Consider the following 16,157-nt stretch of genomic DNA (forward strand, 5'->3'; position numbering starts at 1 on the left):
GGGCGGATCCCCCAGACCCCCAAGGGCTGCCGCCCGGTGGGCGGGCGGGAGCAGCGGGAATCGCTTCCGAGGAGCCGGCATGAGCCAGCCGAGTCGCAGCCAGACGACCGTCGACGAGCGGACCGCCCGGCGGGTCGCCGAGGAGGCCCGGGAGACCGAGTGGCGGCTGCCGAGCTTCGGCAGGCAGCTGTTCCTCGGCGACTTCCGGCTCGGCCTCGTCCACCCGCATCCCCGCCCGGACGACGACGCGCGGCGGCGCGGCGAGGCGTTCCTCGCGCGGCTCACCGAGTTCTGCGCGACCCGGATCGACCCCGCGCTGATCGAGCGGGAGTCCCGCATCCCCGACGACGTCGTCGAGGGGCTGCGGGAGATGGGCGCGCTCGGCATGAAGATTCCCGAGCGGTACGGCGGGCTCGGGCTCAGCCAGCTCTACTACGGGCGGGCCCTGATGGTCGTGGGGTCGGTCAGCCCGGCGCTCGGCGCGCTGCTGTCGGCGCACCAGTCCATCGGCGTCCCGCAGCCGGTGAAGATGTTCGGCACCGAGGAGCAGAAGGACCGCTGGCTGCCGCGGTGCGCCAAGCAGATCAGCGCGTTCCTGCTCACCGAGCCCGACGTCGGCTCGGACCCGGCGCGGCTGCGCGCCACCGCCGTCCCCGACGGCGACGACTACGTCCTCAACGGCGTCAAGCTGTGGACGACGAACGGCGTCGTCGCCGACCTGGTCGTCGTCATGGCGAGGGTGCCGAAGTCGGACGGGCACAAGGGCGGCATCTCCGCGTTCATCGTGGACATGGCCGCGCCCGGCATCACGGTGGAGAACCGCAACGCGTTCATGGGGCTGCGCGGCATCGAGAACGGCGTGACGCGCTTCCACGACGTGCGCGTCCCGAAGGCGAACCTGATCGGCGCGGAGGGCGCGGGCCTGAAGATCGCGCTCACCACGCTGAACACCGGGCGGCTCTCGCTGCCCGCGATCTGCGCGGCGAGCGGCAAGTGGGCCGCCAAGATCGCCCGCGAGTGGTCGCGGGAGCGGGTGCAGTGGGGGCGGCCCGTCGGCGAGCACGAGGCCGTGGCCCGCAAGGTCGCGTTCATCGCCGCGACCGCGTACGCGCTGGAGGCCATCCTCGACCTGTCCGGGCAGCTCGCCGACGACGAGCGCAACGACATCCGGATCGAGGCGGCGCTGGCGAAGCTGTGGTCGTCGGAGATGGCCTGCCGGATCGCCGACGAGCTGGTCCAGCTGCGCGGCGGCCGCGGCTTCGAGACGGCCGAGTCGCTGGCCGCGCGGGGCGAGCGCGGCGTGCCCGCCGAGCAGATGCTCCGCGACCTGCGGATCAACCGGATCTTCGAGGGCTCCACCGAGATCATGCACCTGCTGATCGCGCGGGAGGCGGTGGACGCGCACCTGTCCGTCGCGGGCGACATCATCGACCCCGACGCGTCCGCCGCGACGAAGGCGCGCGCGGCGGCGAAGGCCGGCGGGTTCTACGCGCGCTGGCTGCCGACCCTGGTGACGGGCGCGGGGCAGCGGCCGAACGCGTACGCCGAGTTCGGCGCGCTCGCCAAGCACCTGCGGTACGTGGAGCGCGCCTCCCGCAAGCTCGCCCGGTCCATCTTCTACGCGGCGGGCCGCTGGCAGGGCAAGCTGGAGTACAAGCAGGGCTTCCTCGGCCGGATGGTCGACATCGGCGCCGAACTGTTCGCGATGAGCGCCGTCTGCGTGCGCGCCAATGCCGATTCTTCCGGTCTTGGTCCGCTTTCCGGATCCATTGTCGACGGCGCGAGCGAGGCCAATGTTCCGGGCGCGTCCGCGGTGCTGCTCGCCGACGCGTTCTGCCGGCAGGCGCGCGTCCGCGTCGAGGAACTCTTCGACGGGTTGTGGCGCAACACCGACGAGATGGACGTGAAACTCGCGCGCGCCGTCCTCGCCGGAGATTTCGCCTGGGTCGAGGAAGGCGTATTGGACCCCTCCATTCCCGGCCCGTGGATAGCGCCCGCCGAACCAGGGCCGAGCGAGCGGCCGAGCGTGCACCGCACCATCGGCTGAGAGAACCCGTGCCGACCTGCGGTGCGTGACCGCCGGGCCGCTGTGCGCTACGGTGACGTGTCCCGGTCGCCGGTCCGTGGGACCGGTCACACCGGGACAGACCGGTCGCCGATTCCGTAGGCCGATTCCCGAACGCCGGGCATTCCGGTTCCGTACGGGTGGGTAGACTGTCCCGACCTTGCGCCAGAGATCAGACCATCCCGAGGGATCCGGTCCGTCGATCCGGCGAAAACAAGCAGAACGCCAACGCACCCAGCGAGCGGGAAGTATGCAGCAACCTGGTCAGAAGAAGTCCATCGCAGGCACCCTACTCAACCTCCTCGGCAGCGGGCCGAAGCCCGAGCCCTCGGCGCCCACCGCGGGCGACGGCGAGGTCATCCAGCCCGCCGCCGGCGACGGCGCCCTGGAGAACCACCTGGGCGGTGACGAGGCCCGCAACTACCGCAAGTACGAGTACGAGACCGTCGCCCCCCACGTCGGGCGCTCCCTGCTGGAGATCGGCTCCGGGCTCGGGCACTTCTCCGAGCAGTTCGCCGGACGCCTCGACTACCTCGTCGTCAGCGACAACGACCCGTACTGCGTCGGCGAGCTGCGCAAGCGCTACGACGGCAACGACGACGTCGAGGTCATCGACCTCGAGCTGCCGGCCGAGATCGAGATCCGGCAGAAGGTCGACACCGTCGTGATGATGAACGTCCTGGAGCACATCAAGGACGACGTCCAGGCGCTGCGCGACCTCGCGTCCGTCACCCTGCCCGGCGGGCGGATCGTGATCTGGGTGCCCGGCTACATGCAGCTGTACGGCGACTTCGACCGCAAGGTCGGGCACGTCACCCGCTACACCCCGGCGACGCTGGAGGCCTCCGTCCGCGAGGCCGGGCTCGTCCCCGAGGTGCTCAAGCCGATCAACTTCCTCGGCGGGATCGCCTGGTGGTTCGCGGTCCGCCGCGGCGGCGCCGGCTACCCCGACCCGCGGCTGGTCAAGATCTACGACCGGACGGTGGTGCCGGTGACCCGCGCCATCGAGCGGCTCGTCCGGCCGCCGTTCGGGCAGACCGTCTTCTGCGTGGCCCGCGTCCCGCGCTAGCGCGGCGGCCGCCGCGCGCCCGCGCGGCGGCCCGGCGACGCCCCGGCGGGCACGAGATCATCACCATGTGAACTCGTGCCCGCCGTTTTCGGTATGTCGCCCGTTACACGGCGCAATGGGCGGAGCACACTGGGAAGTGGCCGGAACGGTCGCGGACCGCCTCTCCGGGGGGAGGAGCACCGCATGCTTCCGCGGTGCGCGCCCGTGAAGGCCGGCCACGTCCGTTCCCGTGTGGTCCGACGGTTCAGTGGCGGGGGTCCGGGAGGGGGGCTCCCGCCACGGAACCATGCCCGTTCGCGGCGGAGCGCCCGCCGGAGCGGGCGGCGGAGCCGGCGAACAGCGCCAGCCGGTGCGCGGTCGCGGCGGCCTCGCCGCGGTTGGCCACGTCGAGCTTGCCGAGGATGTTCGACACGTGCACGCTCGCCGTCTTGACCGAGATGAACAGCGCCTCGGCGATGTCGCGGTTGCTGCGGCCCTCGGCGACCAGGCGCAGCACCTCGTACTCGCGCGGAGTCAGCCCCAGCGGCGCGGACGGCTCGGCGCCGCTCCGGCGCGGCGCCCGCGTCCGGCGCAGCAGGTCGGCGACCTGCCCGGCGAGCGGCTCGGCGCCGAGGCCGGCGGTGATGTCCGCCGCGATCCCCAGCCGCGCGGCCGCCGCGTCGTGATCGCCGTCCGCGAGCGCGGCCTCGGCGGCGTGGACGAGCGCCTGCGCGCGGGTGTACGGGTTGCCGATCCCCTCCCACGCGGCGGCGGCCGCGTCCCAGGCGGCGAGGTCGAGGACGCCCCGGGCGCGGGCCGCCTCGGCGTCGAAGACGAGCTTGTGGGCGCGCTGCAGCGGGCCGCTGATCGTCAGGCCCGCGGCGCGCTCCTCGATCCGGCGCAGCACCGGCGCGGCGGGCGCGCCGATCTCGGCGCAGGCGGTGACGCCCGCGACCAGCACCGGCAGCGCGTAGCGGGCGTCGTCGGGCAGGCCCGCCTCCTCGATCACCCGCTCGACCGGCGGGAGCACGTCCTGGGGGCGGCCCTCGGCGAGGGCCATCCGCGCCTCGAGCCACAGGGTGCTGAAGTAGTCCTGCGTCTTCAGCCACTTCATCTTGAGCCGCATGATCTCGCGGGAGCCCGCGAGGCGTTCGCGGGCGGTGGCGAAGTCGCCGCGGGCGAGCGCCACGGCGCCGGACAGGACCAGCAGCGACGTCCGGATCGTCACCGCCGGCTCCTGCTCCATCGCGTGGTTCATCACCGCGATGGCCTCGTCCCAGCGGCCGAGGGAGACGAGCGGCTCGGCCTGGTTGATGCACAGGAACGTGCCCTGCGTCCGCGCCACGCCGTACTCGCGGGCCAGTTCCTTGCCCTGCGCCGCGACGGCCGCGGCCTCCTCGTGCCGGCCCGCGCCCTCCAGGAAGTGCGACTTGATGACGTAGTAGCGCAGCAGCACCCGGTGGTTGCCGGCGGCGGTGACGATCCGCTCGATCTCGGCGAGCGTGCCCTCCGTCGCGGCGCTGTAGTCGGAGTAGTCGATGTCGGCGCAGAACAGCGTGATGAGCGCCTGCGCCTCGGCGACCGGGTCGTTGAGCTTGCGCGCGATGGCCAGCGATTCCGCCGCCGCGGCCTGGGCCTCGGGGATGTCGGTGGAGAACCGCACATAGGTGGCGAACGTCGCGAGGACGCGCGCGCGGAGCACGGTCGGGGGATCGGCGGGCAGCGCCTTCACCGCGGCCCGCAGGTCGTCGACGAAGCCGGGCCGCGCCATCTCGTAGCGCATGTGGCCGCGCAGCTCCAGCAGCGACGCCCAGCGCTCGGTGTCCATCGCGTCCTCGCCGGCCGCCTCGACCTCTTTCAGCGCGGCGGTCGCGAACTTCAGGCCCCGGTCGTACTCGCCGGCGAGGTCGGCGGCGGCCGCGGCGTCCTCCATCACCTTGGTGTGGTCGGCGCCGATGCGTTCCGCCGCGTCGGGCACCCGGTCCCAGAGGTTCAGCACCCGCGACAGCATCGTCAGGCACTCGGCGTAGGCGAGCGCCTTGCGCGCGTCGGCCGCCGCCCGCCACGACGCGACGAGCGCCCATGTGGCGTCGTTCGCGGCCTTCCAGTGGTGGCTGAGCTCCACCCAGAGCCGTCCGGACGGGACCAGGCCCGGGTCGTTCTCCAGGGCCTCGGCGTAGCGGGTGTGCAGGCGCGTGTACTCGCCGGGCAAGAGGTCGTCGTGGACGGCCTCGCGGATCAGCGCGTGCCGGAACGCGTACCCGTCGCCGTCCACGACCAGCACGTTCGCGGCGACGGCCGGGCGCAGCACCCGGGTCAGCGCGGCGTCGTCCAGCCCCGACACGGCCGCCAGCAGCGCGTGCTCGATCCGGGTGCCGCCGCCGCTGGCGTCCCGCAGCACGTCCTGGGTCTCCTCCGGCAGCCGCTGCACGCCCGCCAGCAGCAGATCGCGCAGCGACTCGGGCAGCTCGCAGGCGAGCGTCCCGTCGTCGTCGAGCAGCGCCTCGATGAACAGCGGGTTCCCCTCGCTGCGGGCGTCGATCCGGTCGACCAGGCCCGCCGGCGGCGCGTGCCCGAGCACCTCGGTGACCAGCGCCGCGACGTCCGAGCGGGCCAGCCGGGTGATCTCCAGCCGGCTCACCCGGTCGACCCGCTCCAGCCCGCCGAGCAGCGGCCGCAGCGGATGGGCGCGGTGCAGCTCGTCCGACCGGTACGTCACCACGATCAGGACGGGCGCGACGCTCAGGTTGCGCACGAGGAACGACAGCAGGTCGCGGGTGGAACGGTCCGCCCAGTGGGCGTCCTCGATGACGAGGACGACCGGCTGCCGCTCGGCGAGCCGCTCCAGCAGGGTCAGGACCACCTCGAACAGCCGCGCGCGCTCCTCGCCGGACGCGGCGTCGCTCTCCGGCTCGCCGAACTCCGGCAGCAGCCGCGCGAGGCTCCCGGTGTCGCCGCGCGGGACGAGCGCCGCGACGCCGTCGATGCCGATGTCGCGGACCAGGCCGCGCAGCACGGTGGTGAACGGCGCGAACGGCAGGCCGTCGGAGCCGAGCTCCAGGCAGCCGCCGAGGAGCACGCGGGCCTGCCCGCCGCCGCCGACGGACGCCGCGAACTCGCGGATCAGCCGGGTCTTGCCGAGGCCGGCCTCACCGCCGACCAGCACCGCGCCGGGGGCGGCCGCCAGCGCGTCCTCCAGCACGGCGAGCTCGGCTGCCCTGCCGACCAGGACGGGACTCATCGCACGCGCGCTCACGTCACAAGGATGCCAAATGAATCCGACAATCCCACCTGAATATCAGTCGGTGAGATGGCGCCAGCCCTGACCGCGGTGCTCGTCCAGCCCGGCGACCGGCCCGCCCGGCAGCGGCGGGTGCGCCGAGGTGCGGACCGGACCCGCGTCCAGCACGCCGCGCGCGCGGAAATGATCGAGGTCGAGCATCTCGGCGCCGGTCAGCAGCGGCGCCACCGGCGCCCCGGCCGCCGACAGCCGCTCCATCGCCTCGTCCCTGGTCAGCCGGGCGATGGCGGCCGCCACCTCGGCGTCCAGCTCGGCGACCCGGCCGAGCCGCTCGGCGAACGGGACGCCCGCCGCCTCGTCCAGGCCCAGCGCGCGGCACGTCGCCGCCCACAGCCGCTCCTCCGACACGACCCCGAGCGTGATCTTCAGGCCGTCCTTGGTGGCGTAGACCCCGTAGCCGGGCACCGGCCCGGTCACGTGCGGCGCCGGGGCCGCCGGCTCGACCGGTTGCGGCCGCGTCGCCTCCGGGACGGTGCTCGTCCAGTGCGCCAGCACGTCGGCCATGCCGAGGTCGATCCGGTCGCCCTCGCCGGTGGCGCGGGCCTTGAGGCACGCGGCGGTGATCGCGAACGCCGCCATCGTCGCGGCGGCCATGTCGGCAACCGGCAGCTCCTCCAGGGACGGTGACACCGCGTCCGGCGGCAGCGTCGCCGCGTACGCGCGGTAGTTGACGTCGTGCCCCGGCACCTGCGCGAGCGGCCCGTCGGCGCCGTAACCCGAGATCGAGCAGTACACCAGGCTTGGGTTGCGCGCGCGCAGCACGGCGTCGCCGACCCCGAGCCGGTCCGCCACACCGGGGCGGAACCCTTCGACGAACACCTCGGCGTTCTTCGCGAGCTCCAGGCACCGCTCGCGGCCCTCGTCGGACTTGAGGTCCAGCACGATGCTCCGCTTGCGCCGGTTGAGCAGGTCGAAGTGCCCCTGGAACATCCGCATGGGCTCGCCGCCGGGCGGCTCCACCTTGAGGACGTCGGCGCCGAGCTGGGCGAGCAGCTGCGTGGTGTACGGGCCGGGCCGCCACATGGTCAGGTCCAGCACGCGCAGTCCGTCCAGCGGCGCCATGTGATCTCTCCGCGGTCTCGGCCCTCCGGCGGGCGGGCGCCCGTCCTCCCGCCATCGTGTCGATCTCCGGACCGCTCAGTCAAGCAAATGCTTGGTCAGACCGGCGTGGTCGGAACCGGCTTGGTCAGAACCGGCGTGGTCAGAACCGGCGTGGTCAGAACCAGCAGGGCCCGGTGCCCCAGGCCCATGACCACTCCTCCGGCACGAGCAGGTGGATGTGGCACGACATGTCGCCCCAGACCACGTACGGCCCCTTGTCGTCCCAGCCGACGAAGCCCAGTTCCACCTGCGTCCGGAGCTGCGCGGGCAGCTGCTGGGGCGTCGCCTTGGGCTTGGGCGCGGCCTCCGCGGGCAGCGTGCCGAGAGCCAGCGTTCCGGACAGCGCGAGCGCCGCGACGGCGGCAGTGACCTTCCTCATGCGCCGATCCTGCCTCCCCTCACCCGAAAATGCCAGTGTTTACTGGCAAGATCCTGCGGGCGGGCTCGGGAACGGACGTCACGGTCGCTCCCGTCCTATCCGGACCAGTTCCACCGGAGATCGCGCCACGAGGATGAGCATGGGGATGCAGACCGTCTGGATCGGCGAGAAGCGGCTGTGCCAGGTGACCGTGTCGGGCTTCCAGGACGTACCGGGCTTCGGCCTTCTTCCCAGGGGCCGGGTGAACGGGGGCGCGGAGATCGTGCGGGGCGCGCGGGCGAGGCTGCTCCGGCACGGCGTGGTGATCGCCGAGGACCTCCGCATCGGGGCGCTGATGGGAAAGGCCGGCCTCACGTCCCGGCTGGAGGCCAGGGAGCGGATCGGCATCCTGGGCCGGTGCGTCCTGGCCATCGGTCACCGGGGCGTCCTCGACGGCGATCAGATACAGGCGTACGTCCGCGCGGAACCCGCGGGGGTCCCGCCCGATCTCGTCCTTGGGTACCAGGATGCTTTCCCGGAGCAACGGCGCCTGCTCGGACGAGCCGAGGTCCGCGAGGTCGCCGCCGACCCCCTGGCAGGGCCCGTCGCGCGGGCCGTCGTCACCGAAGGCGGGCTGGCGGTCGGCGCCCGGGTGCGGGTCGTGCGCGATGGGCGTCCGGTGGCCGAGGCGCTGCGCCTGCTGGCCCTCGCGGACGGAGGCGGCGGACCGCTGGACGAGCTGACCCAGGCGAGCACGGGGACCCTGTACCTGGGCCATCCCGACGTGCGTCCCGGGGACGTCGTCCAGGCGTATGACGTGCCGCCTCCGCAGCAGACCGAGGGACGCAAGCGGCTCCTCACCGTCCTGTCCGCGGGGTCGAACGCCACGGTGGCCGTGGCGCGCGTCCAGCCGGTGCAGTTCTCGCCCCACGGAGGAGAGGAACTGGCCGTCGGGCACCGCGCACGGGTGCTCCGCGACGAGGTCGTCGTGGCCGACGGGCTGACCGTCGGCATGGTCGAAGAGCCGGGCATGCTCAAAGAGGTGGGCGTCAGTTACGGCCTCGATACGCGCGTCGGCTGGCTCGATGTCGGCGTCGACTTCCCCGGCCTCCAAAGTGGAGACGAGATCGAGCCGTATGAGGTCCTGCCCGCCGGCCACGAGCCGGAACCGGAGATCAGGCGGCCCGAGAGCAGGCGGTTCCTGATCGGCCTCACCATCGGACTCGGCGCCGTCATCGCCTCGTTCGGTTCCGCGGACATCTGGGCGGCCGTTATGGCATGGCGGTCGTTCCGGACACCGTCCGCGGACGACGGCGCCCTGGACGGGGGCTCGGCGCTGGGTCTCGTCCTGCTCTTCACCGTGCTCACCGCCCTGTGCACCTGGATGCTCGTCCTGGGCCACGTCCGCCAGCGCCAATGGCGCGAGCAGGCGCGCCGGCGGTCCGGTGCCGCCGGGGGCGTCCGTTGACGGAGCGTCCAGTTCGGGTGATGCTGGCCGGGTAGGGCCAGGGGCGCGGCCTGTTTCCGCTGGTCACCACTGTGGGGGTGGTTGAGATCCGCTTCGGCCTCTTCTACGAGCACCAGCTGCCCCGGCCCTGGGCGGACGGGCAGGAGCTGCGCCTCTACCAGGACGCCCTCGACCAGGTCGAGATCGCCGACCGGGTCGGGTTCGACTACGTCTGGGAGGTCGAGCACCACTTCCTGGAGGAGTACAGCCACTCGTCGGCGCCGGAGGTGTTCCTCGCGGCGGCGTCGCAGCGGACGGAGCGGGTGCGGCTCGGGCACGGGATCGTCCAGCTCCCGCCGGCCGTCAACCACCCGGCGCGGATCGCCGAGCGGATCGCCACGCTCGACCTCGTGTCGAACGGCCGGGTGGACTTCGGGACGGGCGAGTCGAGCTCCGGCGCGGAGCTCGGTGGGTTCGGCGTGCGGCGCACCGAGAAGCGGGCGCAGTGGCAGGACGCGATCGACGCCGTGACCAGGATGTTCGTCGAGGAGCCGTTCGCCGGATGGCGGTCGCCGTACCTGCGGATGCCGCCCCGGAACGTCATCCCGAAGACCGTGCAGAAGCCGCATCCGCCGCTGTGGGTGGCGTGCTCCAGGCGGGAGACCATCCAGTTCGCGGCCCGCAACGGGATAGGCGCGCTGTCGTTCTCGTTCGTCGAACCCGAGGACGCGGGGAAGTGGGTGGACGAGTACTACCGCATCCTGGAGTCGGACGAATGCGTCCCGGCGGGGTTCGCGGTGAACCCGAACGTGTCGGTCGTGCTCCCGATGATGCTGCACGAGGACGAGGCCACCGCGATCGACCGGGGCATCGACGGCGCGCACTTCTTCGCGTTCGCGCTGGCCCACTACTACGGGACGACGCCGCACGACCCGGGGCGCACCAGCGTGTGGGACGAGTTCCAGGAACGGCGGGCGTCCAAGGGGTTCGACCGCGAGCAGATCATCGCCAACGCCGAGTCGCTGAACGTGAACGTCGGCTCGCTGCGCGGCGCGGTCGGGACGCCCGGGCAGGTCGTCGATCTGATCCGGCGGTACGAGTCGGTCGGCGTCGACCAGATCTCGTTCGTGCTGCAGGCCGGCCCGAACGAGCACGAGCACATCTGCGAGAGCCTCGAGCTGTTCGGCGAGGCGGTGCTGCCGCACTTCACCGAAGGACGCGAGGAGCGGGAAGCGGCCAAGGCGGAGCGTCTCGCGCCCGCCATCGAGGCGGCGCTGGCGCGGCGGAAACCGCCCCGGAGGTCGCCGCCCGGCTACCGGATCGACGAGGACGCCGAGGTCGCCCGCGCCCGGCGCTCGTCCCGCTCCCGCCGTCCCGCGCGCCAGGAGATCCGCGCGGCGGCGAGGCGGCGGGCCACGCGGGGCTTCTACAAACTGGTCCACGGCAGGACGGACGAGCAGATCGAGCGGCGCTTCGGGCCCGGCGCGCAGCGGCTCTTCTTCACCGGGATGGCCCGCGCGTACGATCCGTCCGCCGCGGCCGGGTTCGCGGGCGACATCGAGTTCCGCCTGACCCCCGGGCACGGGCCCGCGACCGCATGGACGATCCGGGTCTCCGGCGGGCGGGCCAGGGCCCGCGCCGGCGGGTCACCGGACCCGGACATCGCGCTCGCCGCCCGCACGGCCGACTTCCTGCGCGTTCTCGCCGGCGACGCGAACCCGGCGACGCTGCTCATGGACGGCCGGCTGGCGATCCGGGGGAACTACGAGCTGGCGCCGAAGATCAGCGAGATGTTCGGCGGCCCGTCCCCCTACTGAGGAGGGGTGGCCGTGGTCCCCCGATCACCACGGCCACCACTACGTCTGATGCACCCGGCCCCGTCCGGGTTCGCGGCGGGTTAGCTTGGGCGGGTGAGGATTCGGGGGATCGTCGCCGGTGTGCTCGTTCTGGTGCTGGGCGGGTTCGCCGTTCCCGCGCGTGCGGCGGACGGGCTGGGGCCGCTGGTCGACGTGGCGGCGCGGCGGCTCGACGTCGCGGACCTGGTCGCCGCCGCCAAGTGGGGGACGGGCAAGCCCATCGAGGACAAGGCGCGCGAGCAGCAGATCCTGGACGCGGTCGCCGAGCGGTCCGCGGCGATGGGCGTCGACCCGGCGACGGCGCAGCGGATCTTCCGCGACCAGATCGAGGCGGGCAAGCTCGTCCAGCGCGGGCTGTTCGCGCGGTGGGCGCTCCGGCCCGGCGACGTCCCGGCGCACCGGCCCGACCTGGACAGGGAGGTCCGGCCGCTGCTCGACCGGATCACCGGCGAGCTGCTCGCCGGCATCAAGGACACGCAGGACGCGCGCCGGAGCCCGTCCTGCCGCGCGGAGCTGGCGAAGGCCGTCGGACGGGTCGAAGGCGCCCGGCATCCCGACGCGCTGCACCGCATCGCGCTGACCCGCGCGATTCCCTCGATCTGCTGACGAAGTGCCCCCGCGGGGTTATTGGACCCGGTGTCGGCATGGTTATGTGCCTCTGTGACACGGGATGCGGGACACGTCGTGATCGGCCGGTACCGGCTGGTGGAGCTGCTGGGCGAGGGCGGGATGGGCGCCGTCTGGCGCGCGTACGACGAGCGGATGCGGCGGGACGTGGCGCTCAAGCGGCTCAAGCTGCCGTCGAGCCTGGAACCGGGGCTTCGGGACCAGCTGGTGGCGCGCATGGAGCGGGAGGCGCGGTCGGTCGGGATGCTCAAGCATCCGGGGATCATCACCGTCCATGACCAGTTCCACGACGAGGACGGCCTGCCCTGGATCGTGATGGAGCTGGTGCGGGGCCGGTCCCTGGACGCCGCCGTCCGCGAGGACGGCCCGCTGGACGAGGCGGAGGCGGCCCGGATCGGCGCGCGGATCGCGGAGGCGCTGGCCGCCGCGCACCAGGCGGGGGTCGTGCACCGCGACATCAAACCGGCCAACATCCTGCTGGAGGGCGAGCGGGTGGTGGTCTCCGACTTCGGGCTCGCCGCCGTCCCCGGGGAGACCGCCCTCACCGCCACCGGCGCACTGCTCGGCACTCCCGCGTTCCTGGCCCCCGAGCAGGTCGACGACCGCGAGGCGACCGCCGCGTCCGACGTCTGGTCCCTGGGCGTCACGCTGTACGCCGCCGTCGAAGGGCGTCCCGCGTTCGCCGGCGGCAGCATGGCGGCGCTGCTGCTGGCCATCTCGCGGGGCGAACCCGCACCGACGCGGCGCGCCCGGCTGCTGGCGCCGGTCCTGCGGGACCTGCTGCGCCGCGACCCGCAGCGGCGTCCGAGCGCCGCCGCCGTCGCCGCCACCCTCAACGCGCTCGCCGGCACTCCGCCGGCCGGAAACCCGCCCGCCGAGACCTCACCGGCCGCGGCGGAGCCCGTCGCCGTCCCGCCGCTCCCGCAGCCGTCCCGCCGTGCCTTCCTGGTGGGCGGGGGCGCAGCCGCGGTCGCCTTGGCCGTCCCCGTCGGCTACGTCCTGACGCATGACGAGAAGCGCCCGGACCGGAAGCACGGCCCCGCTGCGTCGGCTCCGCCTTCTCTGGGGCACGTCCTCAACGGCCATGAGGGCCCCGTCAACGCGGTGGTGTTCAGCCCGGACGGCAGGACCCTGGCCACCGCGAGCGACGACCACACCGTCCGGTTGTGGGACGCGGCGAGCCGCGCGCCGCTCGGACAGCCCCTCGCCGGCCATACCGGCGCGGTGTTCACGGTGGCGTTCAGTCACGACGGGAAGACCCTGGTCAGCGGGAGCGAGGACAAGACGGTGCGCGTGTGGGACGTGGCCGCCCACCGGGTCGTCGGGAAGCCTCTCGGCGGTGTGTACGACGCCGTCCACGCGGTCGCGTTCAGTCCCGACGGCAAGATCCTGGCCACCGCGGTCCGCGGCGACGTCCTGCTGCGGCACGCGGGCACCCGCAAGGTCTTCGGCGATCCCGCCGTGCACCTCAACATCGTCAGTTCGATGGTTTTCAGTCCTGACAGCGGAACCCTGGTGACCACGACCGAGAAGGTGTTCCTCTGGGATCTGGCCGACCCCGCGCATGCCCGCTGGAGGAGCCTCAAGGGCGACGCGGGCGGCGTCAGCGGGGCGGCGTTCAGTCCCGACGGCAAGATCCTGGCCACCGCAGGCGCGGCCGACGGCAACGTGCGGTTGTGGAACGCGGCCACCCGCAAGCCGATCGGCAAGCCCCTCACCGGCCATGCGCAGGGCGCCGAGGCGGTGGCGTTCAGTCCCGGCGGCAAGATCCTGGCCAGCGTGGGCAGGGACAAGGCGCTGCGGTTGTGGGACGTGGCCGCCCGCAAGCCGCTCAGGCCGCCCATCGAGGAGCACACGGACAGCGTGAACGCGGTGGCGTTCAGCCCCGACGGCAGGACACTGGCCACCGCGAGCAGCGACCGCACCCTCCGGTTGTGGGACCTGGCGACCCTGAACCCGCGGACACCAGCCTGACCGGGCGTATGGGCCGGCCCGTCGAACCGCCGCCGCGGGCCGTGCAACCTTCCGGCGCCCCGGCCGCATCAGGTGGGGTGTGGAGCGGCCGAGGAGCGTGCGCATGCCCGGACGGGACGACGAGTTCACCGCCTATGTGACGGCCAGGACGCCGTGGCTGCGGCGGGTCGCGTACCTGCTGTGCCAGGACTGGCATCGCGCGGACGACCTCGTGCAGACCGCGATCACCCGCCTGTACCTGCACTGGCGCCGCGCGTCGGCGGCCGACAACATCGACGGCTACGCGCGGACGGTGCTGGTCAGGGTGTTCCTCGCCGAGCAGCGCGGCGGCTGGCGGCGCCGCGTCCGGCTCGTCGCCGCGCCGCCCGACGGGCCCGGCGGCGCGGCCGACCTCGACGGCGCCCTGGACCTGCGGGAGGCGCTCGTCGCGCTGCCGCCGAGGCAGCGCGCCGCCGTCGTCCTGCGCTTCTACTGCGACCTGTCGGTCGAGCAGACCGCCGACGTCCTCAACTGCTCCACGGGGACCGTCAAGAGCCAGACGGCGCGCGGCCTGGACGCGCTGCGCCGCGCGCTGCGACCGGCGCAGAGCCTCACGGAGGGGGAGAACCCGGCATGAACGACCTCAAGGAACGGCTGGCGGAGATCGCCGCCGCGCCCGGACCCGTGACGTCCGTGGACGCCGCCGCGGCGATCAGGAGGGGGCGGCGGATCAGGCGAGGCCGGCGCGCCGCCGCAGGGACCGCGCTGGCCGGGCTCGCGGCGGCCGTCACGGCGGTCGCGGTGCTGCCCGGCTCACCGGACGGCCCGCACCGCACCGTCCGGCCCGCGGAGCAGGCAGGCTACCCGGCCCTTCTCGTGCCGCCGGCCGCGTTCGGCTGGCTGCCGAAGGGATACGCGCAGATCGCGGTCACGCGCTCCGAAGAGGACGGGACCAGCTACACGGTGGAGGCGGGACGGGGCGGCCGCCCGGCGCTGGACCTGACCGTCCTGGAGTCCCGCACCGAACCGCCGATCGCCAACCTCCCCGGCGGGAAGAAGGGCCGCTGGATGAAGACGGCGCTCATCAACGGGCACATCGGGCACTGGACGATCGTGCCGGGCGGCGCGGGCTCGAACCAGGTACCCGCCGAGCTGCGCTGGGAGTACCAGCCGCACCACTGGGCGCTGCTGTCGGTGACCGACCCCGCGGTCGCGCAGGAGGCGACCGTGCTGCGCATCGCGAAAGGCGTGACGTTCGGTTCACGCGGGCCGGCGGCGTTCCCGTTCCGGGCCAGGGGCGTCCCGTCTGGGTTGAAGCCGACCCAGGTCCGCGTCGGCACCGGGCCGGAGGCCTCCGTCTGGCTGACCTCGCCCGGCACGCCGGGCGGTGACCTCGGCATCGAGGTCGCGCCCGCGAGGCGGACCCGCACCCTGGTGAACACGAAGATCGACGGGCACCCCGCCTTCGACTCCCGGCTGCCGCACGGTGGCCCGAAGACGGATCGGAACCCGTCTGAGGCGCAGCGGCTGGTCGTCTACGGCGTGCGGGGCTTCGACGTCACCGTGCAGGCGACGGGCGGGCCGCTGCGGCGGCTGCAGGCGTCCGGCGGGCTGACCGGCCTGTACCGCCGCGTGCAGCTGCTCGGCGACGAGCCGGTGCGCTGGACGGCGCCGCTCGGCTGACCGGCGCGCATGGGCCGTTTGTGCCGATGAGGGTCTTCGGCGATGCTTGGGGCGTGTCAACGGAGACTCTCATCGGCGCTGCCGAACTGCGCGCGTTCCTGCACGGTCTGCCGGGTGTGGACCAGGTCGGGGCGGAGGAGCGGGCGGCGCGGCTCGCGACCCGGTCGATCAAGACGTCGGCGAAGGCCGAGGCGATCGATCTGGCCATCTCGATGGTGGACCTCACCACGCTGGAGGGTGCGGACACCGCGGGGAAGGTGCGGGCGCTGTGCGCCAAGGCCGTCCACCCTGATCCGTCCGATCCTTCGGTGCCGAAGGTCGCGGCGGTGTGCGTGTATCCCGACATGGTCGAGACGGCCGTCGGCTCTCTTGAGGGGTCGGGGGTCGGGGTGGCGTCGGTGGCGACGGCGTTCCCGTCGGGGCGGGCGCCGTTGGAGGCCAAGCTCGCCGACACCCGCGCGGCCGTACAAGCGGGCGCGAGCGAGATCGACATGGTGATCGATCGTGGCGCGTTCCTGTCCGGCGATGTCCTGAAGGTGTTCGAGGAGATCACCGCGGTCAAGCAGGCGTGCGGTGAGGCGCATCTGAAGGTGATCCTGGAGACCGGTGAGCTGGCCACGCTGGACAACGTGCGGCGGGCGTCGTGGTTGGCGATGCGGGCGGGCGCGGATTTCATCAAGACCTCGACCGGGAAGGTGTCGCCGGCGGCGACGTTGCC

The 16,157-nt window shown here is 73.4% G+C and carries 12 protein-coding genes; 9 read left to right on the forward strand and 3 right to left on the reverse strand.

Features of this window, described 5'->3' with window-relative positions:
- The first annotated feature begins 79 nt into the window (after positions 1-79).
- Together AB0C78_RS35870 and AB0C78_RS35875 are read left to right on the forward strand one after the other, a co-directional pair.
- Positions 80-2,047, forward strand: a complete 1,968-nt coding sequence (locus AB0C78_RS35870; protein WP_360756888.1) for an acyl-CoA dehydrogenase family protein — start codon at positions 80-82, stop codon at positions 2,045-2,047.
- A gap of 268 nt (positions 2,048-2,315) precedes the next feature.
- Positions 2,316-3,134 carry a methyltransferase domain-containing protein gene (locus tag AB0C78_RS35875; RefSeq protein WP_360756891.1) on the forward strand — a complete coding sequence of 273 codons (819 nt, stop codon included), beginning with the start codon at positions 2,316-2,318 and terminating at the stop codon, positions 3,132-3,134.
- A gap of 244 nt (positions 3,135-3,378) precedes the next feature.
- On the opposite strand, the gene AB0C78_RS35880 is transcribed toward AB0C78_RS35875, so the two are convergent.
- The 3 genes from AB0C78_RS35880 to AB0C78_RS35890 form a co-directional block, all read right to left on the reverse strand.
- Positions 3,379-6,369 carry an AAA family ATPase gene (locus tag AB0C78_RS35880; protein WP_360756894.1) on the reverse strand — a complete coding sequence of 997 codons (2,991 nt, stop codon included), beginning with the start codon at positions 6,367-6,369 and terminating at the stop codon, positions 3,379-3,381.
- Between the two features lie 42 nt (positions 6,370-6,411).
- Positions 6,412-7,476: a CoA transferase gene (locus tag AB0C78_RS35885; protein WP_360756897.1), complete on the reverse strand. Its 1,065-nt coding sequence runs from the start codon at positions 7,474-7,476 to the stop codon at positions 6,412-6,414.
- A gap of 154 nt (positions 7,477-7,630) precedes the next feature.
- Complete coding sequence (locus tag AB0C78_RS35890) at positions 7,631-7,894, reverse strand: hypothetical protein (protein ID WP_151542204.1); 264 nt, start codon at positions 7,892-7,894, stop codon at positions 7,631-7,633.
- A 139-nt stretch (positions 7,895-8,033) separates the two neighbouring features.
- Here AB0C78_RS35890 and AB0C78_RS35895 point away from each other — a divergent pair, with 139 nt between their 5' ends.
- The 7 genes from AB0C78_RS35895 to deoC form a co-directional block, all read left to right on the forward strand.
- On the forward strand, positions 8,034-9,341 hold the full coding sequence (locus AB0C78_RS35895; protein ID WP_360756899.1) for a hypothetical protein: 1,308 nt from the start codon (positions 8,034-8,036) through the stop codon (positions 9,339-9,341).
- A gap of 77 nt (positions 9,342-9,418) precedes the next feature.
- On the forward strand, positions 9,419-11,137 hold the full coding sequence (locus AB0C78_RS35900) for an LLM class flavin-dependent oxidoreductase (protein WP_360756902.1): 1,719 nt from the start codon (positions 9,419-9,421) through the stop codon (positions 11,135-11,137).
- A 93-nt stretch (positions 11,138-11,230) separates the two neighbouring features.
- Positions 11,231-11,782, forward strand: coding sequence for a chorismate mutase (locus tag AB0C78_RS35905; RefSeq protein ID WP_360756905.1), 552 nt, complete (start codon positions 11,231-11,233; stop codon positions 11,780-11,782).
- Positions 11,783-11,836: 54 nt separating this feature from the next.
- On the forward strand, positions 11,837-13,777 hold the full coding sequence (locus AB0C78_RS35910) for a serine/threonine-protein kinase (RefSeq protein WP_360756907.1): 1,941 nt from the start codon (positions 11,837-11,839) through the stop codon (positions 13,775-13,777).
- 103 nt (positions 13,778-13,880) lie between these two features.
- A complete protein-coding gene (locus AB0C78_RS35915) occupies positions 13,881-14,393 on the forward strand; it encodes a SigE family RNA polymerase sigma factor (protein WP_360756910.1) in 513 nt (170 codons plus the stop codon).
- On the forward strand, positions 14,390-15,439 hold the full coding sequence (locus tag AB0C78_RS35920) for a hypothetical protein (protein WP_360756913.1): 1,050 nt from the start codon (positions 14,390-14,392) through the stop codon (positions 15,437-15,439). Before AB0C78_RS35915 ends, AB0C78_RS35920 begins: the two co-directional genes overlap by 4 nt.
- Before the next feature lie 26 nt (positions 15,440-15,465).
- Positions 15,466-16,157 (forward strand): deoxyribose-phosphate aldolase (gene deoC, locus AB0C78_RS35925; protein WP_360756916.1); only part of this gene is annotated, 692 nt, incomplete at its 3' end.

The organism is Actinomadura sp. NPDC048394, from assembly GCF_040651755.1.
GTDB lineage: Bacteria > Actinomycetota > Actinomycetes > Streptosporangiales > Streptosporangiaceae > Spirillospora > Spirillospora montaniterrae.

Coding starts and splice junctions, on each gene's coding strand:
- AB0C78_RS35870 (WP_360756888.1), top strand. CDS start 80: ATGAGCCAGCCGAGTCGCAGCCAGACGACCGTCGACGAGCGGACCGCC.
- AB0C78_RS35875 (WP_360756891.1), top strand. CDS start 2,316: ATGCAGCAACCTGGTCAGAAGAAGTCCATCGCAGGCACCCTACTCAAC.
- AB0C78_RS35885 (WP_360756897.1), bottom strand. CDS start 7,476: ATGGCGCCGCTGGACGGACTGCGCGTGCTGGACCTGACCATGTGGCGG.
- AB0C78_RS35890 (WP_151542204.1), bottom strand. CDS start 7,894: ATGAGGAAGGTCACTGCCGCCGTCGCGGCGCTCGCGCTGTCCGGAACG.
- AB0C78_RS35895 (WP_360756899.1), top strand. CDS start 8,034: ATGGGGATGCAGACCGTCTGGATCGGCGAGAAGCGGCTGTGCCAGGTG.
- AB0C78_RS35915 (WP_360756910.1), top strand. CDS start 13,881: ATGCCCGGACGGGACGACGAGTTCACCGCCTATGTGACGGCCAGGACG.
- AB0C78_RS35920 (WP_360756913.1), top strand. CDS start 14,390: ATGAACGACCTCAAGGAACGGCTGGCGGAGATCGCCGCCGCGCCCGGA.